Origin of the sequence: Candidatus Thermodiscus eudorianus (assembly GCA_015521085.1) — an archaeon.
Classification (GTDB): Archaea; Thermoproteota; Thermoprotei_A; order Sulfolobales; family Acidilobaceae; genus Thermodiscus; species Thermodiscus eudorianus.
The window spans coordinates 209,773-233,492 of record WAOW01000006.1 but is presented as its reverse complement, the minus strand read 5'-3'; the positions used below and the strand labels follow the sequence as shown (position 1 = coordinate 233,492).

Genomic DNA, 23,720 nt, shown 5'->3' with positions numbered 1-23,720 from the left:
CGGGAAATGGAATGCAGGCTATCTCTAAGAGACGTAACTGTAAAGACCAGCCGGGACAAGGAGATAATCAAAGGCATCACGCTACAACTAATCAAAGGCATCCACGCGATAGCAGGCCCTAACGGAGCTGGCAAGACAACGCTCCTCAAGGCAATAGCGGGAGTCCAAAACCACTCCGGGACAATCGAATACTGTGGTGAGAGGACGAGTGAAATCAGCTCTAAGATCTCATATACGCCAGCAACCCCGGTGATAGACCCTCTAGCAACAGTATACGATGTGCTCAGGGCCGGGCTCTTCAATTCAAGAGGAGGCCTGGATCATGCCATGAAGTACCTTAAGCTCCTGCAAATAAACCACCTATTGCACAGACGGTTCACCTCACTCAGCAGTGGAGAGCAACGCCTGGTGTGCTTGACACGGGCACTAGCTAGAGCCCCCTCGCTACTCTTACTGGACGAGCCGCTGTCATTCCTGGACGTGAGAAACCAGGTTGCCGTGATAAAACTCCTACGTAGATACTCCATGGAAACAGGCGCGATTGTACTCTTGACGACCCATGAAATACACTATCTATGGGCCTTTGATACCGTCACTATAATCAGCAAGGGCTCTCTAGCGTACCATGGAGACCCTTCTAGCCTCTCCAAAGACCTCTTAGAACGGGTCTATGGTATAGAACTGATGCGCATGCCAGTAAAGGGTGAACTCAGCTCCTTTATCCCCGACCTAAGGAGCTTGAACTAAAAATTGTGCTTTAAGACCCCTAGAATACCTTGTCCTCTAGTAGTATGGTTATAGTCTGCCAGCACGACACAAGTGACGTGGCTTCCTCTAAGAGTATCAAGAAGTCTTGGATTTTCGATGCGGTGAAGAGGTCGGTCTTACCGCCCTCTCGTATTATAGTGTCTAGCTTGTTCCTTACACGGCTGATGACATCGTATATGGAGGCTAGCTTCGCATGATCGGGTTTACGCAGAATTAATCCCAGCTCGTCTACAGCCTTGATTAGCTCGTCTGTCGCTTCAAGGGTGGCCTGGCTGAAATCCCTCTCTCCTATGCTCGCGAGGGTGCTTATAGTTTCTAGGGCTAGCCTACCGAGGAGCAGGGATAGTAATCCTAGCTCTGAAGACAATAGGGTCTCAGAGATTTCGTGTCTTCGATGGGTGGGACCTGTATTTTTGTGTGCTAGCCGTAGCATGAGGTAGTATTTCTTGTAGATTTCTTTTTGAAGCATTTTAGCGTCATCGACTAACTCTGTAATGGTTTCCTCACGGTCAAGCGCCTTCCTTATGGTTCTCAGCATGAGCACGAGGTTTCTAAAGATGGATTCGAGGAGGGGCAAGACGTCCTCAGAGTCGATGAATACTTTTATCTCGATCTTGTTGTTTCCGAGACAGGTTGCCTGGGTCCCGGATAGGCCTGATATCTGTGTTATAATCTTATTTATCGTTGTTATATCGAGTGAATGGCCGTTAAGGATAGCGTCTCTCACACCCAGTATGTAGAGGCACGTGGGTAGTTGCTGTAGGTACACTTTATTTTCCAGCTCGCGTAGTTTTATTACTTGCTTCTCTCTCTTGATGGGAGTGCTTGAAGGGGGGAGAATCTTTATCTCGTCGCCTTCGATTACGATGGCCACCTTATCTCCTGGTTTTAGATTTACCTTCTTAACCCATTTCTTAGGCAGCGTGACTATGAGTGAGCTGGTTCCTAGCCGCTGTACACGCCTCTCCTCAACGTTTACGCTCATCACCCACCCCGAGTAAAAATATATATGCCCGACTATATATGTATGAGTAAATGTAAATACATTCCCCTCCAATCCCCCAAAATATAGACTCCACAGGCCCCTTCGACACAAATCCCGGCGAATCCAATCCACCCGCGTTACCACAAAGTACAAATTAACCGCTTACATGCTACTGTAGATCCATCCTAGGGAGAAGACCAAGGTGTATGGACACTCGGACAGAGCACTATTAACTAGGCCAAAGATGGCTAGAGGATGCGAACTCTGCTTCATGGGAGTAAAAGCAGTAATTTTCATAACAGGGTTGTGCGACGACGGTTGCTACTACTGCCCCGTCAACAGAGAAAAACTCTATCGAGACGTCTTCTATGTCAATGAAACTCCAGTCGCCAGCATCGAAGAGGTAATAGTGGAGGTTGAGAGGACGGGAGCAAGCAGTGCAAGCATAACAGGGGGAGATCCGCTGACCAGGCCCGATAGGACAATAGAGATCATAGAAGGGCTGAAAAACGAGTTCTCACATGGTTTCCACATACACTTATACACTAGCGGCAGATACGCGACCCCAGAAATACTCAAAGCCCTAGAGTATTCAGGCCTCGACGAGATAAGATTCCATCCAACACGGCCAGAGCTAATCAAAAGGGTGGAAACAGCGCTTCGAACGACGTCCATGGACGTCGGCATCGAGATACCTATAGGGCCGGGCTTAATTGAATGGGCCAAGCAGGTCATACTTAAGGCCGATAGAATGGGGGCGTCCTTCGTTAACCTCAACGAGTTGGAGTTCGTCGAGCCAAACGCCGTAGAATTACTAAAAAGAGGTTTCCGCGAGTCAAGGAAGAGGCCCTTCACGGTCGAAGGGGCGTATGAAGCGGCTGTAGAGGTGCTGAAGTGGGCCGAGGAAAACGTGACCATTCCCGTGCACTTCTGCCCGGCAGTCTATAAAGATGCTATTCAGACCAGGAATAGGCTAGTTAACACGGCGAGGAGAGATAAACGCTGGTTCGAGGAGGTAACCAGGTCAGGGACTCTAATATACATCGAGAAGGACCGTGAGGGTAAGTGTATTGCATATGAAGTATACCCAACGCCTTCTAGGGAACCCATAGTTACATCGAGGATCATCGACTGCAACGATGCCAGCATCGATTAAATAATTGCACGGAGCATCTGGAGATATCCCTGGACCCGCTGAGAGGTTTAGGAGAATGGCTAGCAGGGTTCCGAGACCGCCCAGGGGCTTCAGGGACTTCCCGCCCGACAGAATGATTCTAAGGAAACAGCTGTTAGGGCAGCTGGAGAAGGTATATCAGAGATACGGTTTCGACCCCATAGATACGCCAGCGATAGAATACTGGGAGACTCTAGCAGGCAAGTACGGTGAAGAGGCTGAGTCCAGGCTCATATGGAGGTTCCAAGATCCATGGAGCGGGAGAGACTATGCTCTCCGATACGACCTCACAGTCCCACTGGCCCGATTCATAGCTAACCACCGTGATATGGCCTTGCCCTTCAAGAGATATCACATAGGACCTGTATGGAGACACGAGGAGCCCCAGAAGGGTAGGTACAGGGAGTTCTACCAGTGTGATGCTGATACAGTGGGGTCGCCCTATCCCGAGGCTGATGCCGAGATAGTTAATCTAACTGTCGATAGTATGGTGGCGCTTGGCTTCAAGGAGGGGTTCAAGGTTAGGCTTAATGATAGACGCATATTGAGGGGTATCTTCGAAGAAGAGCTTGGCCTCGACAATCCTATCCCAGTATATCGAGTTATAGATAAACTCGATAAGATAGGGCTTGAAGGGGTTCTGGCCCAGCTGAGGGAGTTGGGACTCAACGAATCTAAGATAAATAAAATAAAATATTTAATATCTATGGAGGGCAGTCCAGAGGAGATACTAGAAGAGATCCAGAAAAAATACCGTGGCAACAAGAACGTAACCGACGGAACCAACCATATACTGGAGATGCTGAGCTACCTGAATAACCCCGAGAAAACACTATTCGACCTAAGCCTAGTAAGGGGGCTAGACTACTATACAGGCCCCATACTAGAGGTAGTGCTAGACAAGCCACGGATAGGCAGTGTGGCTGGAGGAGGAAGGTATGACGGCCTTATAGGTATATTCACAGGCGAGGACATACCAGCAACTGGCGTCAGTATCGGTATCGAGAGGATAATAGATGCTGGCGTTGAACTGGGATTCTACAAGCTCGACCGGAAGACGCTAACGCAGGCACAGGTAATAGTCCTTGATAGATCCGTCTATTCATACGCATGGGATATAGCCAGGCAACTCAGGGATATAGGAATTAACACCAGGATAGACTTGAACAGGGTAAGCCCGAGAGTCCAGAGGAGGAAAGCACAGAGGCTAGGAATACGCTATCTAGTCTACATAGGTAAGAATGAAGCCCAGACCGATAAAATCACAATATATGACGCCCTTGAGAACAAGAGGGTAGTGCTAGATAAAACAAGCGGTCTCGAATACCTCAGGAATGCCTTGTCTAACCCGTGAATCCCCCTAGAGGCATTTTACTCCTAAAATTCACATTTAAAACGGATCCTCATATGGGAAGTGTCATTCTTAAATATTTTAGCCCTAAGCAGGTAAACCGGTGGTCTCTTAGTGGCCAGAAAAGAGTATGTTTTATGGTTAGACCAGGTTGACAGCAAGCTACATGAGAAGGTCGGAGGTAAGGCCGCCGGACTAGGCGAGATGATAAAGGCCGGAATACCAGTACCCCCAGGCTTCGTGGTGACTAGCGACGCTTACAAGGATTTCATATACGAGACCGGCATAGCCGGGTTCGTAAAACACGTCCTCGACGAAGTCATAATAAGTGGAAAACCAGAGGAATACGAGAAAGCTAGCGAATTAATCAGGTCTAAATTCGTGAGAACACCCGTACCACCCAAAATCCGGAAGGCGATTATAGAGGCTTACAGGGAACTCGGCCGCAGAATCGGCGTGCCTAATCCACGAGTAGCCGTTAGAAGCAGCGCTACAGTTGAGGACCTGCCAGAGGCTAGCTTCGCTGGCCAACAAGAGACTTATCTAAACGTGGCTGGCGAGGAGGAAGTGGTAGATCATGTAAAGAAAGCATGGGCTAGCCTATGGACCGCTAGAGCATTAAGCTACAGGGATTCGCTAAACGTCTCACACGAACAAGCATACATGGCTGTTGTAGTGCAGAAAATGGTTAACAGTAGAAGCGCAGGCGTAATGTTTACACTACACCCGGTTACCGGAGATGAAAACAAGATAGTCATCGAGTCCTCCTGGGGTCTAGGCGAGTTCGTCGTAGCTGGTGTTGTGACACCGGACTCTTTCACGGTAGACAAGGAGACACTAGAGATAATTGATAAAAAAATAGTCAAGAAAGAGAAAGCGCTCTTCTACGATCCGAGATCAAGATCAAACGTGGAGATAAAACTGCCCGAGAACGATGAAGAACTAGAAGAGCTGCGACAGAAATACCCAGAGATCGCTGACCTGATAGAGAAGCATGGCATATTCCCCAACATGCCATCACTATCGGACGAAGAGGTTAAAACCCTGGCGAAGCTAGCCAAGAGAGTAGAGGAACATTTCAACCATCACATGGATATTGAGTGGGCTATTGACGCGGATATAGAGCCTCCGGAGGGAATCTTCACTGTACAGGCCAGGCCCGAAACTGTGTGGAGTAGGAAGAAGGCGGAAACCCAGCAACTATCACAGACAGAGGTTGAGCAGGAGGGAGAGGTGCTTGTAAGGGGGGTTCCGGCCAGCCCAGGTGTAGCTGTTGGCAACGTAAAAGTCGCTTTGTCAGTTGAGGAAGCTGCAAAGAAGATGAAGAAGGGCGACGTCCTCGTAACAAAAATGACGGATCCCGACTGGGTTCCATACATGAAGATAGCATCAGCCATAGTTACAGATGAAGGCGGTATGACCGCTCACGCCGCTATTGTTGCTAGAGAGCTAGGGATCCCAGCCGTTGTAGGCACTGGCAATGCGACTGAGGTCTTAAAGGACGGCATGCTGGTCACGGTTGACGGTAGCAGGGGAGTCGTCTACTCGGGCAAGGTTGTCGAGGAGAAGGCCGAGGAGAAGCCCGCAGCGGCTACAGGCCTCACGCCAGAGATACTCATGAACCTCTACCCCGTAACCGCTACTAAGATATACATGAATCTAGGCCAGCCCGAGGAAATCGACAGGTACAAGGATCTACCTTTCGACGGTATAGGACTCATGAGGATCGAGTTCATAATATCCGGGTGGATAAGATACCATCCACTCTATCTGATTGACCAGGGGAGGGGCGTTTACTTTGTAGATAAGCTAGCCGAGGGCATTGCAAAAGTAGCCTCAGCAATCTACCCGAGACCAGTAGTAGTTAGGTTCAGCGATTTCAAGACCAACGAGTACAAGAGGCTAATAGGCGGCGAGAAATACGAGGACCTGGAAGAGAGGAACCCGATGATTGGATGGAGGGGCGTGTCAAGATACATAACTCCGAAGTTCGAACCAGCCTTCAGGCTAGAAGTTAGAGCCGTGAAGAAGGTAAGGGAAGAGTGGGGCTTGAAGAACGTTTGGGTAATGTTCCCCTTCGTCAGGACAGTATGGGAGTTGAAGAAAGCTCTAGCGATACTAGAAGACGAAGGACTTGGGAGGGGCAGAGACTTCAAGGTCTGGATAATGGTTGAAGTACCTAGTACCGTTATGCTGGCAGACGAGTTCGCAAAGATGATAGACGGGTTTAGCATAGGAAGCAACGACCTGACACAGCTAGTCCTCGGAGCGGACAGGGATAGCGCATTGCTAGCTAAGCTAGGCTATTTTGACGAAAGGGATCCGGCTGTGCTAAAGGCTATCAGAGAGATAATTAGAGCCGCGCACAGAAACGGTATAACGGCTAGTATTTGTGGACAAGCGCCTAGCGTCTACCCGGAGCTCGTAGAGTTCCTGGTAAGGGAGGGTATAGACTCTATTAGCGTAAACCCCGACGCGGTGGTGAGGACGAGGAGGCTAGTGGCTAGCATAGAGAAGAAGATTCTATTAGAGAAACTAGGAAAATCTAATCATTAGTCCTTTTCTATTTTAATATAATCTTCTTCTTCGGGTTTGAATTCGCCTTTTTTGGAGAGGCTCTCTATTATCTCGGCTATTTCGTTTCCGGTCCCGTTGACGAATAGGATCCCGACATTGTGTTTCTCGATTAGGTATCCAAGGAATAAGTAGGCTGTCTTCAGTATGATCCCATTCTTGCTATAGTAGATGAGTATAGGTCTTTTGTTGCTGTCGCTGGTTAGCATCTCTTTTATTTGTTCGAATATCTTGAGGCTTAAGACGCCAGTTAATTTAACCTTATCACCCAATATTATAATAAATATATAAAATTTATTTAAATCAATGAATACTATAGGTATACGGCCTATTTCTTCATCCGATATATAAACTAATCGGTAGCTAACCCCGTAATTAGACAGAAGATCTACAATCTCCCCGGCCTCAATCTCAGCGCTAGTAGTATGAGGCCTAGTTCCAGCCAACGCCTCATTCTTCCTCTTCAGAGTTTCGTCGACTACGGTCTCCCCAGCCATCTCCAAATCCAGATACCTTGGAGATACAGACTAGTCGCGCTTCTGTAATTTACGTTTACTCACTAACCAACAGTACATACCTCCGGTCGCTAGAGATACTATCCGCCCAACTCCCCGCCACATTATAAAAACATAAACACTGATGTTAGGGGCTAGAGTATGAGGAGAGGACTAAGTGAGTTAATCGGGGCATTAATACTTATCAGCGCTATGTCATCCATAGTGGCGTACATGGCATACACGTCGACGCACGTCTCGAAGATTATGGAAGAAAGCGTGGAAGACGCGTCTAGGCGACTGGTACTCTCATCGCAACCACTATATATGAGTCCCAGACTAGAAAACAAGACATTATCAGTAGTAATATATACTTTTTCACCAACATATCTAAAGGGGATATACTACCTAAAAAACGATAACTTAACTTTCATTGCAATAAACAAGACGATATTTAATACTTCTGAGATTATCGTAGACGATACCTATGATTGTTCGCCAGTCCGAGTTTACCTAGAGATCGGAGAAGGGATACTAATCCCCTACACCCCAACGCGAGACCCCCTGGCATTAATGTTACCCGATAAGATAAAATCAAGTATAATAAGAAAAACATATATTGATTGTAGCTATATAGAAACATTATTCAATGCAACGGGTTACAGCAACAACCCAAGCACCAATTCCAACGAGACAGTGGTTTCCATAGCAAACGAGGCTCTCCACCTAGTAGAGGGTTCTCCAAGCCTACACACCGTACTCCGGGGGGATCCCTACACGATAACAACTTTCAAGCTGAGAATAAATGGAAGCGGATATCCAGGAGATAACATAGATTTCAAACTCTATACACTAGACGGAGACACGTTAATAGCGTCTACCACAATCACAGTGCCGTCCAATAACAGTCCAGTCGCCCGATACATCTACACTTATAATGACGATGGAAGAGCAGTCAAGTTATACGGCAGAGTACTATGTGACATTTCAACTCCATTGTGTATCATAGGAATCGCGTTCTCGCCAGACGCATCAACCCTTAGAGCTTCTACGACATTACTTGTCTCCGGGGATATACAGGTAGACCTCAAGGTAAACTATCACTCAAGCACAAACAACTGCAACTATAACAACGAGACTTACGTACTACCAACTGTTTACTCTCCTTTATCTAGTTTTACATCAGAGCTAGATGGGACATGCAGGCTATACTACGGTAAGACAGTGGATTTCAAAGGATGGGCGAACGGATCATTCCTAACCAACTATGGCATCGCCCTATTAGTTAGCACCTCGGACCTAGGAAAGTTTGACATGAACGCAACCCTATTCTTAAGAGAGGTGTTGTTGCTGAATTCGACCACTGCCAAGGCCGAACTCCAGCCCCTCTCTGCTGATAGTGCGATAAACTACAGGCTGATTAAGATAGTACCTTCATACTCAAACGCAATAACTAAAGCGATGATGCAATTCATGTACAAGGACTCTTCGAAGGATCTATCGGGTCAAGCCTATATAGAAATGGAGCTCAATGGAGTGACTGTAACAAGACCAGTGACTGATTCTTGGAAAGCCATTCCATTGCGTAACATAACAAATCTCGCAGTAAAGTATAATCCTCCAGAGATTCTACCGGCAACTACTAGGATTAAGGTAGATTATACTCATGATAGTATGGGTCCCTACGAATACTACAGGTATAATGTGTCTTCCGTTGAAACACCTGTGGGCTATCCCCAATACTATCCGGCATTAATATTAATAAAAGATATTATTCATGGATCAGAATATCTAGTTGTACTTCCTGTGGGGGACGGATATCTAAGGCAATTCAACAACACGTATCATGGATTAGCCCCCTTAATAGGTGGTATACCAATCAACTCCTCAAGCGCTGATACAATATACATAAATATTATTGATTTACAGTCAACAACACGTCCGATAAGAGTTCCCTCTGACTTGTACGCGAATGATCTTGCCGAAGTTCCAGCACAAGAGTTCGATATAGACGTGCCAGGTAACTACGTAGCGTATCTGCCTTATTACATAGATAGCTATAAACTATTTAAAATTATTATTTTAATTATTTATTAATTTTTACTTTAAATAAATAGATACCTATACCAATAGTAGAAATTATAATTAATATTAATATATAATGGATCAATAATAGCTTGTTAACACTTCCCACACCTTCGATGGACGTCGTTGAATTACCTTGAGTGACGGTGGAGGTAGTTTGATTGATCTTATTCAGCTCAACTATATCCAAATGCAACGTTGTACCATTAATGTAGGTGACAGCAAACTTGTCGCTATAGCTATTAACTAGAAATATCATTGGCCGCTTTAGGACGTGATCAAACTTTGATTTAATTAAGAGTCTTCCCTCTTTATCAATAAATACTAGACCAGGATAATAGCGGTTATTTACTTTAATGAAGCCTGATGCAGCAATTATATTATTATAATAATTTATAGTTATATCAGTAATTATATATGGGGTCACGTCTACATTCCATTTTATGGCGCCGTCACGATCAAGACCAGCTATATAAGATTTATTAAATTGAATATAATTTATTATAATATAATTATCATAAATTTTAAATGAAGTAATGGTATCTCCAAGCATTCTTTCCATAACTAAATTACCCATTGTGTCAAAACATCTCAATATGTTTGGAATCGAGAGACTACATACAAGGTCGTCACTATTCTCTACATCAACAACGACATCCTTGTCAGGTCCACCCCACTCTTTACTCCATAAGACTTTATCTCCGTGCATCAGTACCAGATAGCTCTGGAGGCTCAATTTAGCCGAGACAGTCGTTCCTCCAGCAGCAATATAGCCGGTGGGTGATATTGATACATCCTCGATGGAATAAAATAAAGGATTAATATTAATATTATATAAGAGTTTATATTTATAATTCGGATAAACACCATAGATGTGAATAGACTCATTATTAAATAATGTGGAGACTAACAGTAAATCGGGAGATGCAACGCTCATAGCCCCAGCCTTCACGCCACCATTAATTATAGTAACTTCCTTGGTTGAGCCGTCTTCTCCTATAAAGAGTAGTGACGTGGACATATTGTTAGACACCAAGGCAACCTCTTGTCCCCTGAAGAAGATACTATCTAGGACTAGAGTACCTGGTTGCACAGAAGCCAGGCTTTCACGTTCAAGAACAACACTATAAAGCGGACTATAGGCTAAGCCAGCTAGACTATACGCTAATAATAGGAGGAACACGATCGCGCCTACTGCAACTAGTGGCAACGCGCTTCTATTCAAGCCCAAACTACCTCAATCACGCCATAAGTCAAAGCCTCTCCAGGAGGAATTATTACGTTACATGGACAGAACCCCGAAGGCAAGGCCGATACCAGGTTTTTCCAGGTTTATCCCGGAACTACCAATTATTTCCTAACCCGAATCTCTTAAATACTGTCTGACCCGTGTTAAGAGAAACAGACTGAAACACCCGAGTGAAGGGTGAGTGTAAAGTGTCGAATAGATATACTACGAGGAAGATCGCGTCGCTAATACTTATAGCCCTAATGGTAGCCACGCCACTAGCAGCGCTAAGCGGACTACTAGGCAACCTCTTCGTATCGCAAGCAGTATCAGGAGGGACACAGCTAGAGGTTTACCCCAGCAAGATCGTAAAGGGACAAGACGTTCTACTAACAGTAAAGCAGGTAAGCGGCTCCTTCACGCCAGGAGCCACACTCTACATCAAGCTATCAAACAGCAACAACTGGGGCACAGGTAATGGCGACGCATGGATCGGACTAAAGCCAGGGCAGACGACCATCCCAGAGGGCTCGATCATATACCTGCCAAACGACTACAGCGACGCGGCCCTCAAGGGCTCAGACTACCTCTCAGCCGGCTCGGCATACCTACTTGTCTCAGATTCGGCCGACGGCTCCTCAGGAGTAGTAGGCCCCGAGCTGACAGTAGAAGACTGGGGAGGCAGAGTACCCTGGATCGGTAGCGCGAACCCAAGCTACTACATAGGAGTAACATACAGCAGCAGCTCACTCCCGACACTAACAGTATTCAACAGGCCTAGCACGGTCAAGCAGGCAAGCCCAGGACAGACTGTAACTGTCTACTACTACATACCCGGGGACACAGTAACCCTCTACTGGGACTACTATGGAGGACAGACACTAACCAGTACCAGTGGTGGCTTCGGAAAAGTATCGTTCACAGTGCCAGACGCGCCTGAAGGATTCCACGCAGTAGTAGCAGTCAGCGACGCTGGCTACGGCGCATTCATGTGGGTATACGTAAAGCCAAGCCTATCACCAAGCAAGTTCTCCCTCCAGGGCGTAATCGGCGAGACAGTGACCCTAACAGGAAAGGGCTTCCCAGCAAACTCAAAGCTAGACACGACAACACCAGTAGCACTCTCCGTCTTCGACGGTTCCTCAAGGGCCCTCATAAGAGCTAGAATCACAAGCGGCGGAATAGCCGATGCAAACGGTAACGTGCAGTTCACAATAGAGCTACTAGACAACAAGCCCGCCGGGATAAGCGGCGGCATGGTCGATGTCACACTAACCTACGCCTCAGGAGACGTAGACTACACCCCTGGAACATTCCCACTAGGAGGCCTAGGGCCAGCTGGTGACGGAAGCGACAGCATATACTCGGTAATGGCCATATCAACTCCAACAGCTTATGGAGACGAGTTCATGGTAGTATTCAACCCCTCAGATCCAACCAGCGTCCTCTCAGCAGGCTCAACGATCACCAGACAAGTTGGATGGGCGTTCAAGGTTGCAGTAATCAACTTCCCAGCAAACACAGAAGTAACGATATATGTTGGCCATAAGGAGGCTGGCAAACTAACAACCGACGATAGGGGAGCAGCTGTAGGATGGGTAAAGACACCCGTCCTACCAGGTTACGACAACAACGCCAACCAGATAGTATACAGACTAACAGCAGAGGCCGTAGACCCGAACACCGGTGGAACCCTAGTAGGAGTCGGAGTTGGCAACAACCCATACAAAGTCAAGATAGCCTGGGATGTCGACGTATGGTGGGAGCCGGACGGCTATGGACCAAACGCCGACTATCTACTCTCAGGAGTGCAAACGATCCACTTCTATGTTGACGGACTCTCACCCAATGCAAAGGTAAAAGTAGAAGAGGTAATGGGCAGCACGTCATTCAACATTGCGACGAACTACAGAGTATACCAAGTAGACGTAGTCGAGGGTAGCCTAGGCAGAGGCTACTTCATAGCAAACGAGAATGGAGTACTACACTTCAAGTACGTAGTAGCCTATGCAGACCTACTAAACAACTGGGCTACTGGCGACATAGTAAACATTCAGGTTGAACTAAAGACCGCGCTAGGGGCAACAATCGCATCAACATACACACACACAAGCTACTACATGATACAGTTCGCTGGTGGTACTGTCCAGAGCGTGATAAGCTCGCCATCCAGCATAACACCCAGGCTAGAAACCGCTGGACCCTACAAGGTAGTACACCCAGGCGACTACATACAGGTAGTATTCACAGGACTAGTACCAGGCGAGGCGTACACCATAGAACTCAACGGTGTAAGCGTACCGGTCTATGACACGTCAAACAAGCTAAAGACAGTACTCTGGTCGGACAACACTGGAACCCTAGTAGCTAGAATACAGCTACCAAACGACGCATCAGTAGTCGGTCTAAACCTACTAGCAGTAAAGTACTACTACGGAGCAGCTGAGGGCGAGCTGGCCGGAGCATTCAAGTTCATAGCCTCAAGCCCGAGAGCAGACCTCTACGGAGGAGCAAAGGTATTCGTAGACCCGACAGAAGCCAACCCAGGCGATGTAATCAAGGTAATCGGAGTCAACTTCGAGGCCGGCGAGGCCCTAGTAGGCGGATTCTCAACAATAGGCACCGTAGCCCACGGCAACGCTAACAACCACGGAGCCGTAGTATTCACAATAACAGTACCCGCAGTCCCAGCCGGAACCTACGCCGCGTACATACAGAGAACAGTCACCTACGAGACCTTCCCAACGACAATCAAGATAGTACCAGCACTAGTCTCAGCCCCATCATCACCGTACTTCTCATCAGGCGACACCATGACGATAACAGTAAGCGGAGTAGCACCCAACAGAGCCTACATGGTCACATGGTCACCGACCGCAGACGAGCTAGGAGAGCCACTACCATACGTATGGTTCAGCGACGGAACCGGCACTCTAACCGTGTCATTCCCGATACCCTTCGGCCTAGTATACGAGGACTACTACGTGAACATCGTAGCCGTAGACGACCCAACCACGCCAATACTAGAGGAGCCAATACTAGTGATACTACTACCCGGACACGGATTCTACCTAGACAACATGCCATACGCAATAGCAGGGTCAACATTCACAGTCTACGCTGACAGCACAGTACTGTCAGGACTCCAGTTCCCAGCAAACATCTCAGGAGCAAGCGACGAAGTCAAGATGAAGTTCGTAGCAGCATTCGGCAAGGTAGTAGCCAAGCTAACACTACCCGACGGCAGCGAAGTCACAGTACCAGTATCAGCAACATACGAGGATGGTCTACTAGCTCTATCATTCAAGGTGCCCAACGCCGAGGATGCCGGAATAGTGGGAGTTGAATTCAAGTTCCAGCTCGCAGCACCCAGCGTAATAGACAACACAACAGCTCCATACACTGTCAACTACACGGTATCAGAGACAGGCTGGAAGACCTTCGGCGGCATAATGTTCATCAAGGGCAGCGGACTGCTACTGGCTGGAGTCGAGGACCAGCTAGCGACGGTAGTCAACACTGTCAACTCAACGGTATCCGTGCTACTGACTAAGTTCGACGAGCTAGAGCCAACGATAACCGACATATCCGATGGTGTCGCGACTATACAGACAACCCTAGGAACAGTAACCGCAGACCTGGATACCGTGAAGGGACTGCTGAATGACGTAAAGGTAACTGTTGAGAACAAGGGAGACGAAGTAGTAGCAGTGATAAACACCAAGGCAGGCAACATCACAGCCTCGATAGACGCGCTAAAGCAGGCGCTAGAACAGGGTCTAGGCAACCTAGACGCGCTGAAGGGTCTAGGCGACACTCTATCCGGAATCAACAACAAGCTAGACCAGCTATCAGGCGCTGTAGCGCAGGTGCAGGGCGACGTAGCCGACATCAAGGGATCAGTAGTTGACGTAAACAATAACCTCGGCAGCCTGCAGAAGAGCGTAAGCGACGTGGCCTCAAAGGTCGACGAGACAAACAAGAACGTGAGCGGCATGGGCGGCAAGCTGACGCTACTGCTAGTGCTAGACGTAATCATACTGATAATAGTACTCGTCGCCGTAGGTCTACTCTTCAAGAAGGCTCCTTAAAGATAAACAAATAACAATCCCAATCTCCTTTTTCTCTTGGTGTATTGTATTGTTCGAGCCCACGATGTTTTTTGCCTTAGACTATACAAGCAGTATCCCCCGGTCCCTCAGGCTCAGGATGCTAGCGAGAGTACTTGACGTCTTAGAAAGCTATAAACTATTTACTATAATCTTGTTTGGAGAGAACGCGTATCCCATTATAGAGTACAGTGCCGAGGCACAACTACCACTAGATAAACAAGGGATCCTTGCACACATAGCTGGTATAAAAGATTTCCACGGACGTAGTGACCCCTCTCAGGTCGTAAAGCTGGTCACAGAACTCGGTGACGCTCAATTAGAGCATCCAAGGCTCGTAATAGTATGGCAGCCGCCACGTAGAGGTGTACAGGACTTCGAACTAATCCTCGTATCCAGTTTAAATAATGGATTGAAACCCTTGCTTGTGGTCCCCACTACATCGCCGCCAAAATGGTTGATGAAGAACAGGATAATGTCGCTATTAGGAGGTGTAATCTACTTGAGACAGAATATGAAGATAGAGACCCTAGTGAGTAAGTCGCTAGAGCACGTCTCAGAGGGATTGGGATACGCTATCTAGCTTATAATTATTCACAAATCCATATATGTACCGGGCCTTCCAGAGGGACTACCCATATGGTAGTAAGCGTCGAGATATCCGGCGTGCTTGAACACAAGTTGAGGAGACTGGTGGATCTAGGCATATATGCCAGCGTCTCTGAAGCGGTTAGAGACGCCGTTAGGAGGATGCTTTCCTCCATGGATCTAAGGAGGATCGCTTTAAATTTCTACGTCACGAAGGGCTCTTCATTAGCATACGCCTGTGAATTCGCCGAAACTACCTGTCCGAAGTTTATTGACTACTTGCTCGTTAACGGCGTGACTCCAGGATTAGGTTGGCAGGGGGATGTACCAGACGTCGATTCATCTGGGACTTACCTTATCGACTCCATATCGATATTCGTGATATTCAATACATTATTATATAATATATTTCATGGAGTTGGCAACGTCATAGAGCTCTACATACCCGAGAGCCTAGCCCACTACTATAGATTAATGAGCGCCACAGCCTCAAGAGTGGGAGCAAAGAAGCTCCCCGCCTTCAAGCTAATCAAGATTAAGGAATCGAAACCCCCACAGAATCTCTTACTAACACGACACGAATACTCAATAATAAACCATGCTAAGAATACAAAGATGACAGTGGTATCCGACGATTTCTACGTGCAAAAGGTAGCGAGCCAGAATAACATTAAGGTAATCCCTTCAATCAGCTTCCTACTATATGCCAGAAAACAAAAAATAATAAACGACATTGAATATAGAGAGACCCTGTTATCGCTAAGAGGCCTGCCATACATGTATCCAAGTAGTATGGAGGAGGCAGAGCAACGGTGAAGGATCAAGAGATTGAAGACATTGTATATATTATAGATGTAAGCCTGAGCATGGGGAGATCATTTAACGACATGCAACCAAGCAAGTTATCCGCAACACTCCATATAATGTCAATGATAGTCGAGCGTATACTAAAACAGAAGGGAAGCAGAATCGGCATAGTTGTCTTCTACAACAAGTCAATACCACTACTACCTCCCACAGACAATATATCGCAAATTATGAAGACACTATCAATAATCAACAAGACGTTCGAAGGCTCGGCTCCAGGAGACGCTATAATAGACGCGGTAAAAATGCTGCGGAAGAGCCTAAGGAAACGGAAGATCGTAATGATAACAGACGGAGACTATAACGCAGGAGCACCCCTAGAACTAGCAACCATATACGCGGCAAACCATAGAGTAGACGTGAACATACTAACCCTCGGCGTCAAGGAGAAGATAAAGATAGTAGAAACACTAGAATACCTGGAGAAAAACAACTTGTTAAACTGGTATAATGCCGAGACCAAAACAGAGGCACTAAGGAACTTGATGAAACTAGCTAACCTAGAGATACACGAGACACTCATATAGACTATCAACAACGCGGCCAGAAGCTTATATATCCTGTCGAGTTAACGGTTCCTACTTCAACAATTAAACCCGGGAACTGAGCGTTATCTAACGAGGATGGAGAGATATGATACGCTTCGGTCCCGCTGGGAAACCTATATCCTTCAAAGGAGCATTGGAGAAAGTGCCGGAATTCCTAAGAAGTATAGGCTTAGACGCCATGGAGTATGAAGCGGTTAGGGGGGTCAGGATAAGTGAGGCCAAGGCGAAGCGCTTCGGGGAAGAGGCCAAGAAACACGATATAGTACTATCGCTCCATGCACCCTACTATATAAACCTGGCGAGTACCGACGATGCGATAGTCGAGAAGAGTGTAAAGAGGATAGTAGACTCGCTCGTAGCAGCGGAATGGATGGGGGCTTACGCCGTAGTGGTACACACCGGCTACTACAAGGGAAACAAATCCAAGGAGGAGGCGCTCAAGAGAGCAATAGCCGGGTACAAGAGGGTGCTAGAGGCCCTCCCTAGCTTCGTCACAAAGCCAGACATATCGCCGGAGGTCATGGGCAGGGTAGCCGCCATCGGGGACATAGACGAGGTCGTAGAGATATGTCTAGAGATAGAGAGGTGCAGGCCAACGATAGACTGGGCCCACTACTACGCCAGATACCAGGGAGAGAAGGTCGTCAGCGTAGATGATGTACTGGGGGTCATAGAGTACTTCGAGAAAAACCTGGGCAAAAAGGCAATCAGCCCGCTACACACACACTTCTCAAAGATCGAATATGGGCCAGGCGGTGAAAGGGAACACCACACCCTCTCCGAGGAAGGCTATGGGCCAGAATGGAGTATAGTCTGTGAAGCCTACCTAAGCGCTGGAATAGAAGCCGTAGTTATCAGCGAGAGCCCGATACTAGAAGAGGATGCGTTGCTCATGAAGAAGATCTGCGAGGAGAAAGTTAAAAGCTAGACCAGTACAGAGTGGATACGGTGACGTATAGGATGGGTAAGATAGCGAAGCTCGTACTCGACACAGCGGAATTCCACCCACTACATAAAGCGTGGATGTCGCTGGCCAAGAAGCTCTCAGAGGAGCTAGGCGTTGAGCTAGAGGTGAAAAAGGAGGACTACATGTACGCCATAGAACACGGGCAGACCGACGACCTAGGCATGGCAGCCCTCCCCCAGCTCTTCGCCGAGCTAGAAGATGGAACCGTGAAGCTAGTCCTCGGCTCATACCCCTTCGACCCGGCTACAACAAAGCCAGACGAAGAACAAGCCTACAAGGAGGCCAAGAAGGCGATAGAAGAGATACTGAGGGACCCTTGACCTTCAAAGAAACAATACACAAGGAATCCGCTGACACCATTTACATTATCGTTTCACCTACCGCCAGGACGGACACAAACTATCCTCTCCGGGGCTACGCGGGACCTAGTGGTAGAATAGACGAGATAGCCAGGTCCATGCTCAGCATCGCTAGGAGTAAATCACTCCTAGTAGCAGTCCTGCTAGGCCCGCCAAACCCCCCAGCAACTATAGTATACAGGTATAGGGAGGGATGCAGGTTTTCAAGTGAAAGAGAGGCTCTACAATACATTCGAAAATCAGTGCAAGGTAAGAGCGTATGCATAGATAGGTACGCTATAGGTGTTAGAGACGTTGTATCTATCATAAGCAAAGCAGGCTTCGAAACTATCCTGCTGGCAGAGGACGGCGAGGATATATCAGGGCTTCCCCGGGTAAAACCCAGAGCGTATCTCCTGGGCGCTCAAATCGACATCCCAGAACACATAATTAACGACATAAGAAACTATATCGATGCGAAGGCCAGTATAGGTCCCCTCAGCTACCAGACCAGCCAGGTAATAGCCTACCTGGAGTGGGAGGCCGAGGCATGCAACTAGGCGACACAGAGATACACGCAATTGACCTGCTAGCAGCGTCTCTAATAGCATTCGCTATAAACCTAGTACTCACCCGTAAATGGATCAAGCTGACCTCCAAGACTAGTCTATTCATGGTTCCCGACGAGAACAAACCAGGCAAGCCCCATGCCTCTGCAGCAGGGGGCACCTTTACACTTATCGCTATAAGTATGGGGTTATTGTTCTTCGAGATAATACAGATATATTGCCGTGGAAGCGAGTTCGTCCTCTCATCGCTACTAGCATTATCCCTCATGACCCTCCTCTCAACGCTAATGGGCTTCATAGACGATGTATTGAGCCTAATCAGCTACAAACGAAGCGATACAGAGGTTAAGGGATTATCCCCTCTGACAAGGATCGCCCTCATGGCACCCATATCACTTCCCCTGGTCGCGATAAAAGCCGGCTACTCACGGCTAGATGTGCCGCTCGTGGGAGTGGTCGATCTAGGCCTCCTGTATCCCCTTGTCGTGGTCCCCATTGGGGTCATAGGGGCTTCGAATGCCTTCAACATGCTAGCTGGCTATAACGGGCTGGAGGCGGGTATGGGGATGCTACTACTGCTGGCGTCGCTGGTCCTGGGCTTGTTGAAGGGCTTAGACCTGGTAATAGTAGCGTCGGTGATAGGCATCGCTGCCATACTGGCGTTTATAGCGTATAACAAGTACCCCGCGCTGACGTTTCCCGGTAACTCGTTTACATATGGCATCGGAGCGTACTTCGCGGGGCTCGTGATATTGGGTAACTTCGAGAAGTTCGGCGTGGCCGTCTTCGCATTGTATTTCGTAGAGCTAGCGCTCTTCCTACGAGCCAAAGCCACGGGCGTGGAGAAACGAAACTTTGCCTACGTATGCCCCGACGGGAGTCTGGCACCGCCGTCAGACAAGGTCTATAGCGTGACCCACATAGCGTTGAAACTCTTAGCCAAGATAAAGAGCGGTAGTTATGAGTGTCCTACACATGTGTCTGAGAGCGATGTTGTGGCCTTCATCCTCTTACTCGAAGCCGTAATAATATTATTATCTATAATTATTATATTAATTTAGTCTAGAGAATAGCCTCCCGCAGGATCCAGTCTGGAAACGCTACGCTCCTCATAGAGTTGAGTAGCGACTTCAGCTCGTTAACAGGAGGCTCAGCCAAGAACTCATACCGAGTCATTGTCTCAGCCACAATATTCTTATCGATCCCGATAAGGTTCGAATAGGACTCGGCTAGGAGAGGGTCCCTCAGCCTCCTTCGAGCCTCATCCATGGCCTGCGAGAGCAGTCTAGAGACCCTCTCATGTTCTCCAGCCATACCAATATTCCCAGCTAGCAGGCAACAAAATGGTAGGCCACACTCATTCACCCGTAGGCCCCGTCTCTGGGCCAGGTAAAGGTAGGGCTCCCACACGACTCCATACCTGGCCCTACCCTCCAGTACGCCTGTTATTATGGCATCTCCCGTCCTAGCGTAGACACGGGGAGGCTCAAGCCTCATTACTTCAGAGCATAACTCCATTGTTGAGGCCATAGTTGTCATATGACCGGAGCCCTCTCTACCCTCTATTATACCGGCTCCACCCTTACTTCCCCCACCCATAATGTAGGTCAGCCCTCCACTGACCCTGTGGACTATCAGGTGTGAGATAGCCGGGGCGAACCCCAAGTGGAGCCTGCCTAGTGCTATGTCATAGGCTAGTTTAAAGGCTTCATCGTAGACTATTATCTCGACCTCGTGGTAGTAGTTCTTTAGTCTCTTAGCGAAGGGTATTACATAGGGGTACTCTGAGGCTCTTAGTATGCCTATCCGAAGGAGCTTCTTGTAGGACGCGGTGGATGGCCTTACTATAAGTGTGCCCCCGCGTTTCTCTAGATTGACAACTCCCTCCTTGGATAAGCGTTGTAGGGTTTTCCACACCCAGCTTCTGGAGTAACCGGATATCCTTGCTAGTTCTGACGCGGTCAGCGGACCATACCTTATTATTAGGCTTAGTAGTTGTGTCTCGGTCTTTGTTCTAGTCCTCATGGCGTCTCCTGTTATTATGTGTGTCCCTTGTTAAACTTAAATAGCGTTGTAAGGAAACGATTGTTTCCTTATGGGTGGCGGGGATGAAGCTAGAGGCGATAGTATACACGGCACTACTCCTCCTAATGTATCTACCCCTCGCCATGCCAGACAAGCTACAAGGCTCCATCCTCTACACCTACTGGTCTCTCACGGCGCTAGCAACGCTACTAGCCACCTGGTACCATACGTGGAGGTGGGGCAAGAAATGAACACGGGACTAGCAGTCTCGATCTCAATCCTGGCGATCTACCTAATACTAGGCACGCTACTAGCATACCTAAGCAGGAAAAAGCTCTCAGGGGGCCTAGAAGACTTCTTCACGTCACGGGGGAGGCTAGGCGGATTCCTATCAGCTATGACTTACGCCGCTACAACCTATAGCGGCTTCATGATCGTAGGCCTAGTTGGATTCGCATATTCCACAGGCATAGGAGCACTGGGATTCGAGCTATCCTACTTCGTGGCCACGCTGGGCTTACTCACCCTACTCTCCCGCAGGGTATACAGGAGGTCCCGTGAGAGGAAGTGGATCACGCCTAGCCAGATGCTCGCCGACCTGTTTGGCGACAGGAGGATAGCGGTCATTGTCGGTATAATCTACCTGATAGCTCTGATACCATACGCCGCGAGCCAGTTGAAGAGTATAGGAGAAGCGATCGCGGGCCTGGCAGGCGGCTACTATGCGTTGGGCGTGGTAGTTGGCCTTCTAATCATAATAGCCTGGAGCTCGATCGCCGGAATATGGAGTGTAGCGCTCACAGACGCCCTCCAAGGCCTCTGGATGATACTGTCAGCGCTCCTACTGCTAGGCTATGTAGTCTGGTTGTGGACTTCCAACGCGGGAGACCTCGGGAGCGCGTGGACGGTTCTAGGCGAGAAGGGGCTGGATAGGCTAGGCGGGTTCTGGACCCTGAACACCTACCTGGCATTCACACTCCCCTGGATATTCTTCGCGGTAACAAACCCCCAGGTAGTCCAGAGGCTCTATATGCCGAGAGACGAGGAGAGCCTGGGGAAAATGATCAGGTGGTTCGGCCTCTTCGGCCTAATCTACACAATAATAGTGACCCTGATAGGACTCTACGCAAGGGCTGGAGTCGAGGCCGGATACCTTTCTATTAACCCGAAGGGCAAGGACCAGGTGACACCACTCCTACTAAGCATCATGAGCCCTGTCCTGGCTGGAATCGTGTTCACGAGCATTATAGCTGCTAGCGCGTCTACGGCCGATAGCATACTCCTAACGCTATCCAGCGTTGTAGCAGTGGACCTGGCAAGGGGAGACGAGACCAGGAGGAAGAGAATAGCCCTCGCCTCCATAGTAGTGGTGGGGGTGCTTATGGCTGTAGTCGCGTTGTCCAGGGTCAGCTATATAGTCCAGCTGAGCGTGCTCTCCAGCCTCATACTCCTAAGCCTGGCACCGCCGACGCTAGCAGGCTGGCTCCTCAGCGTGAAAAAGAGTAGTATATGGCCGATCCTAGCAATACTATCGGGCCCGGTCATAGTAGCCCTGGTAACGGTTATCGAGGGGAGCCCCTTGAAGGCTTTCGCCTCACACCCACTAGGCGTACCCATAGCAGGCTGGATACTCATAGTCTCGACGATCCTAACAATACCCAGCATAGAGGGAGAGGTGAGTGCTTGAACGCGAAACAGGATACAGAGGGGATAAGGTTCTTTATACCTGAGAGAGCCACCATAGTGAAGACCAAGAAGATAGCCGGGCCATACCAGAGGGTGAGGGATCAATACCTAATAGCCCTGGCACTAGTCGTATCGGGCTCAGCCTACAGGTGGGAGCCCCACGTAATAATAGATAGACTGGGCTACCTAGACGACCACGGCGTGGCGGTCACAGCGGGTCCACTATCGCTGATCAAATACACTGGGAGGGAGCGTCTACAGGAACTAGCTAGGAAACACGGAGTAACCAGTGTATACACGCCGCCATGGGCCTTCCCCTTACTCTTCGCCTTCGAGAGAGAAGAGCCTGGAGAGGAGGAACTTATCCTACTAGACATGGCTGGCCTGGCAAATGCAAAAAGCCTGCTCAAACAACTAGTAGCCATGGTAGAGATAATCGAGGTCTAGACTAGAAAACACGCCATAGGGCCCCGGAGGGTAGAGGAGGCATGCCTGGAGAGAGGGGTCCCCTGCTAGCTCATGGGACTAGTGTTCCACGGGAGCTGCAACCGGGAAACTCCTACGTGTTAGTCGTAGGAGGCTCCCGAGGCATAGGCGCGGCGACAGCGATCCTCCTAGCGGAGAAGGGATACAACCTAGCCATCACTTACAATAAGTCCCGTGAAAAAGCCCTAGCGGTTTTGAGAGAGGTCGAGAAGCGAAACCCTTCGGGACGCCACAAGCTATACAAGGTAGACGTGGCAAGCCACGAAGAGGTTAAGAAACTAGCCTTTAGCGTTCAAGAGGACTACCCCTACCTCAACGGAATAGTATACTCCGCTGGTATACTACAGGCCGGGAGCATCGAAGACCTCACCATAGAAGAATGGGACAAAGTACTACGAGTAAACCTATACGGGGCATTCTACACGATAAAATACACGCTCCCAGCCCTCCGGAAGGCGTCATGGGCCTCAATAGTACTAATATCGAGCATAGCCGGAGAGACCGGTAACGTCGTAGCGGGAGCCGCGTACTCCGCGAGCAAGGCAGGACTAATAGGCTTGACCAAGAGGCTAGCAATAGAGCTAGCAGAACAAGGCATACGAGTCAACGCCGTAGCGCCGAGCTTCGTGGAGACAGACATGACACGGAGGTTCCTCGAAGACCCGCAGAGCAGGGAGAAGATACGGAACCTACACCCCCTCAAAATCATACTCCAGCCAGAAGACGTGGCCCGCGCGATACACTTCCTACTAGACCCGGTAGAATCACGAGGCATCACAGGCCACATACTCTCGATAAACGCTGGCAGAAGAACCTAGAGGCCAAAAACAGGCAAATCCCCGGTCGACCAAAGGCCGGGAACCCATAAACCCTAAAAT

21 protein-coding genes are annotated in these 23,720 nt (G+C 48.6%); 17 read left to right on the top strand and 4 right to left on the bottom strand.

Features of this window, described 5'->3' with window-relative positions; all coding sequences use genetic code 11:
* The first annotated feature begins 6 nt into the window (after positions 1–6).
* The gene (locus tag F7C38_06630; protein MCE4601222.1) at positions 7–747 is read left to right on the top strand and encodes an ABC transporter ATP-binding protein; all 741 of its coding nucleotides are present in this window, start codon (positions 7–9) and stop codon (positions 745–747) included.
* 19 nt (positions 748–766) lie between these two features.
* Here the strand turns inward: F7C38_06630 and F7C38_06625 are convergent, their stop codons facing one another.
* Entirely contained in the window at positions 767–1,753 is a 987-nt protein-coding gene (locus tag F7C38_06625) for an AbrB/MazE/SpoVT family DNA-binding domain-containing protein (protein ID MCE4601221.1), read from the bottom strand.
* A gap of 202 nt (positions 1,754–1,955) precedes the next feature.
* Here F7C38_06625 and F7C38_06620 point away from each other — a divergent pair, with 202 nt between their 5' ends.
* The 3 genes from F7C38_06620 to ppsA all read left to right on the top strand — a co-directional run bounded on the left by F7C38_06620 (position 1,956) and on the right by ppsA (position 6,834).
* A complete protein-coding gene (locus F7C38_06620) occupies positions 1,956–2,909 on the top strand; it encodes a radical SAM protein (GenBank protein ID MCE4601220.1) in 954 nt (317 codons plus the stop codon).
* Positions 2,910–2,964: 55 nt separating this feature from the next.
* A complete protein-coding gene (hisS, locus tag F7C38_06615; GenBank protein MCE4601219.1) occupies positions 2,965–4,281 on the top strand; it encodes a histidine--tRNA ligase in 1,317 nt (438 codons plus the stop codon).
* 111 nt (positions 4,282–4,392) lie between these two features.
* On the top strand, positions 4,393–6,834 hold the full coding sequence (gene ppsA / locus F7C38_06610; protein MCE4601218.1) for a pyruvate, water dikinase: 2,442 nt from the start codon (positions 4,393–4,395) through the stop codon (positions 6,832–6,834).
* On the opposite strand, the gene F7C38_06605 is transcribed toward ppsA, so the two are convergent.
* A complete protein-coding gene (locus F7C38_06605; protein MCE4601217.1) occupies positions 6,831–7,355 on the bottom strand; it encodes a hypothetical protein in 525 nt (174 codons plus the stop codon). The two genes, ppsA and F7C38_06605, sit on opposite strands and share 4 nt — an antisense overlap.
* A 153-nt stretch (positions 7,356–7,508) precedes the next feature.
* Between F7C38_06605 and F7C38_06600 the strand changes: the two genes are divergently transcribed.
* Positions 7,509–9,443, top strand: a complete 1,935-nt coding sequence (locus F7C38_06600) for a hypothetical protein (protein ID MCE4601216.1) — start codon at positions 7,509–7,511, stop codon at positions 9,441–9,443.
* On the opposite strand, the gene F7C38_06595 is transcribed toward F7C38_06600, so the two are convergent.
* The gene (locus tag F7C38_06595) at positions 9,433–10,656 is read right to left on the bottom strand and encodes a hypothetical protein (GenBank protein MCE4601215.1); all 1,224 of its coding nucleotides are present in this window, start codon (positions 10,654–10,656) and stop codon (positions 9,433–9,435) included. The two genes, F7C38_06600 and F7C38_06595, sit on opposite strands and share 11 nt — an antisense overlap.
* 212 nt (positions 10,657–10,868) lie before the next feature.
* Here F7C38_06595 and F7C38_06590 point away from each other — a divergent pair, with 212 nt between their 5' ends.
* The 8 genes from F7C38_06590 to F7C38_06555 all read left to right on the top strand — a co-directional run bounded on the left by F7C38_06590 (position 10,869) and on the right by F7C38_06555 (position 19,706).
* A complete protein-coding gene (locus F7C38_06590) occupies positions 10,869–14,750 on the top strand; it encodes a methyl-accepting chemotaxis protein (GenBank protein MCE4601214.1) in 3,882 nt (1,293 codons plus the stop codon).
* Between the two features lie 49 nt (positions 14,751–14,799).
* Positions 14,800–15,351: a hypothetical protein gene (locus F7C38_06585; GenBank protein MCE4601213.1), complete on the top strand. Its 552-nt coding sequence runs from the start codon at positions 14,800–14,802 to the stop codon at positions 15,349–15,351.
* Positions 15,352–15,407: 56 nt separating this feature from the next.
* Positions 15,408–16,172 (top strand): type II toxin-antitoxin system ParD family antitoxin, encoded by a 765-nt coding sequence (locus F7C38_06580; GenBank protein MCE4601212.1) that lies wholly within the window; start codon positions 15,408–15,410, stop codon positions 16,170–16,172.
* Positions 16,169–16,750: a VWA domain-containing protein gene (locus F7C38_06575; GenBank protein MCE4601211.1), complete on the top strand. Its 582-nt coding sequence runs from the start codon at positions 16,169–16,171 to the stop codon at positions 16,748–16,750. Before F7C38_06580 ends, F7C38_06575 begins: the two co-directional genes overlap by 4 nt.
* A 106-nt stretch (positions 16,751–16,856) precedes the next feature.
* Positions 16,857–17,699: a deoxyribonuclease IV gene (locus tag F7C38_06570; protein ID MCE4601210.1), complete on the top strand. Its 843-nt coding sequence runs from the start codon at positions 16,857–16,859 to the stop codon at positions 17,697–17,699.
* A gap of 32 nt (positions 17,700–17,731) precedes the next feature.
* On the top strand, positions 17,732–18,058 hold the full coding sequence (locus F7C38_06565; protein MCE4601209.1) for a hypothetical protein: 327 nt from the start codon (positions 17,732–17,734) through the stop codon (positions 18,056–18,058).
* Positions 18,055–18,636, top strand: a complete 582-nt coding sequence (locus F7C38_06560; protein ID MCE4601208.1) for a hypothetical protein — start codon at positions 18,055–18,057, stop codon at positions 18,634–18,636. Before F7C38_06565 ends, F7C38_06560 begins: the two co-directional genes overlap by 4 nt.
* Positions 18,627–19,706 (top strand): glycosyl transferase family 4, encoded by a 1,080-nt coding sequence (locus tag F7C38_06555; GenBank protein ID MCE4601207.1) that lies wholly within the window; start codon positions 18,627–18,629, stop codon positions 19,704–19,706. The genes F7C38_06560 and F7C38_06555 overlap by 10 nt, the downstream gene beginning before the upstream one ends.
* 1 nt (position 19,707) lies before the next feature.
* Here F7C38_06555 and F7C38_06550 read toward each other — a convergent pair whose 3' ends face one another.
* Positions 19,708–20,670 (bottom strand): winged helix-turn-helix transcriptional regulator, encoded by a 963-nt coding sequence (locus tag F7C38_06550; GenBank protein ID MCE4601206.1) that lies wholly within the window; start codon positions 20,668–20,670, stop codon positions 19,708–19,710.
* Positions 20,671–20,753: 83 nt separating this feature from the next.
* Between F7C38_06550 and F7C38_06545 the strand changes: the two genes are divergently transcribed.
* The 4 genes from F7C38_06545 to F7C38_06530 are packed head-to-tail and all read left to right on the top strand — an operon-like array spanning position 20,754 to position 23,660.
* Positions 20,754–20,921, top strand: a complete 168-nt coding sequence (locus F7C38_06545; protein MCE4601205.1) for a hypothetical protein — start codon at positions 20,754–20,756, stop codon at positions 20,919–20,921.
* Entirely contained in the window at positions 20,918–22,357 is a 1,440-nt protein-coding gene (locus tag F7C38_06540; GenBank protein ID MCE4601204.1) for a sodium:solute symporter family protein, read from the top strand. Before F7C38_06545 ends, F7C38_06540 begins: the two co-directional genes overlap by 4 nt.
* Positions 22,354–22,803: a hypothetical protein gene (locus F7C38_06535; GenBank protein MCE4601203.1), complete on the top strand. Its 450-nt coding sequence runs from the start codon at positions 22,354–22,356 to the stop codon at positions 22,801–22,803. Before F7C38_06540 ends, F7C38_06535 begins: the two co-directional genes overlap by 4 nt.
* A 41-nt stretch (positions 22,804–22,844) precedes the next feature.
* Positions 22,845–23,660 (top strand): SDR family oxidoreductase, encoded by an 816-nt coding sequence (locus tag F7C38_06530; GenBank protein MCE4601202.1) that lies wholly within the window; start codon positions 22,845–22,847, stop codon positions 23,658–23,660.
* Positions 23,661–23,720: the final 60 nt, after the last annotated feature.

Coding starts and splice junctions, on each gene's coding strand:
- F7C38_06630 (MCE4601222.1), top strand. CDS start 7: ATGGAATGCAGGCTATCTCTAAGAGACGTAACTGTAAAGACCAGCCGG.
- F7C38_06625 (MCE4601221.1), bottom strand. CDS start 1,753: ATGAGCGTAAACGTTGAGGAGAGGCGTGTACAGCGGCTAGGAACCAGC.
- hisS (MCE4601219.1), top strand. CDS start 2,965: ATGGCTAGCAGGGTTCCGAGACCGCCCAGGGGCTTCAGGGACTTCCCG.
- F7C38_06600 (MCE4601216.1), top strand. CDS start 7,509: ATGAGGAGAGGACTAAGTGAGTTAATCGGGGCATTAATACTTATCAGC.
- F7C38_06580 (MCE4601212.1), top strand. CDS start 15,408: ATGGTAGTAAGCGTCGAGATATCCGGCGTGCTTGAACACAAGTTGAGG.
- F7C38_06570 (MCE4601210.1), top strand. CDS start 16,857: ATGATACGCTTCGGTCCCGCTGGGAAACCTATATCCTTCAAAGGAGCA.
- F7C38_06565 (MCE4601209.1), top strand. CDS start 17,732: ATGGGTAAGATAGCGAAGCTCGTACTCGACACAGCGGAATTCCACCCA.
- F7C38_06555 (MCE4601207.1), top strand. CDS start 18,627: ATGCAACTAGGCGACACAGAGATACACGCAATTGACCTGCTAGCAGCG.
- F7C38_06550 (MCE4601206.1), bottom strand. CDS start 20,670: ATGAGGACTAGAACAAAGACCGAGACACAACTACTAAGCCTAATAATA.
- F7C38_06545 (MCE4601205.1), top strand. CDS start 20,754: ATGAAGCTAGAGGCGATAGTATACACGGCACTACTCCTCCTAATGTAT.
- F7C38_06540 (MCE4601204.1), top strand. CDS start 20,918: ATGAACACGGGACTAGCAGTCTCGATCTCAATCCTGGCGATCTACCTA.
- F7C38_06530 (MCE4601202.1), top strand. CDS start 22,845: ATGCCTGGAGAGAGGGGTCCCCTGCTAGCTCATGGGACTAGTGTTCCA.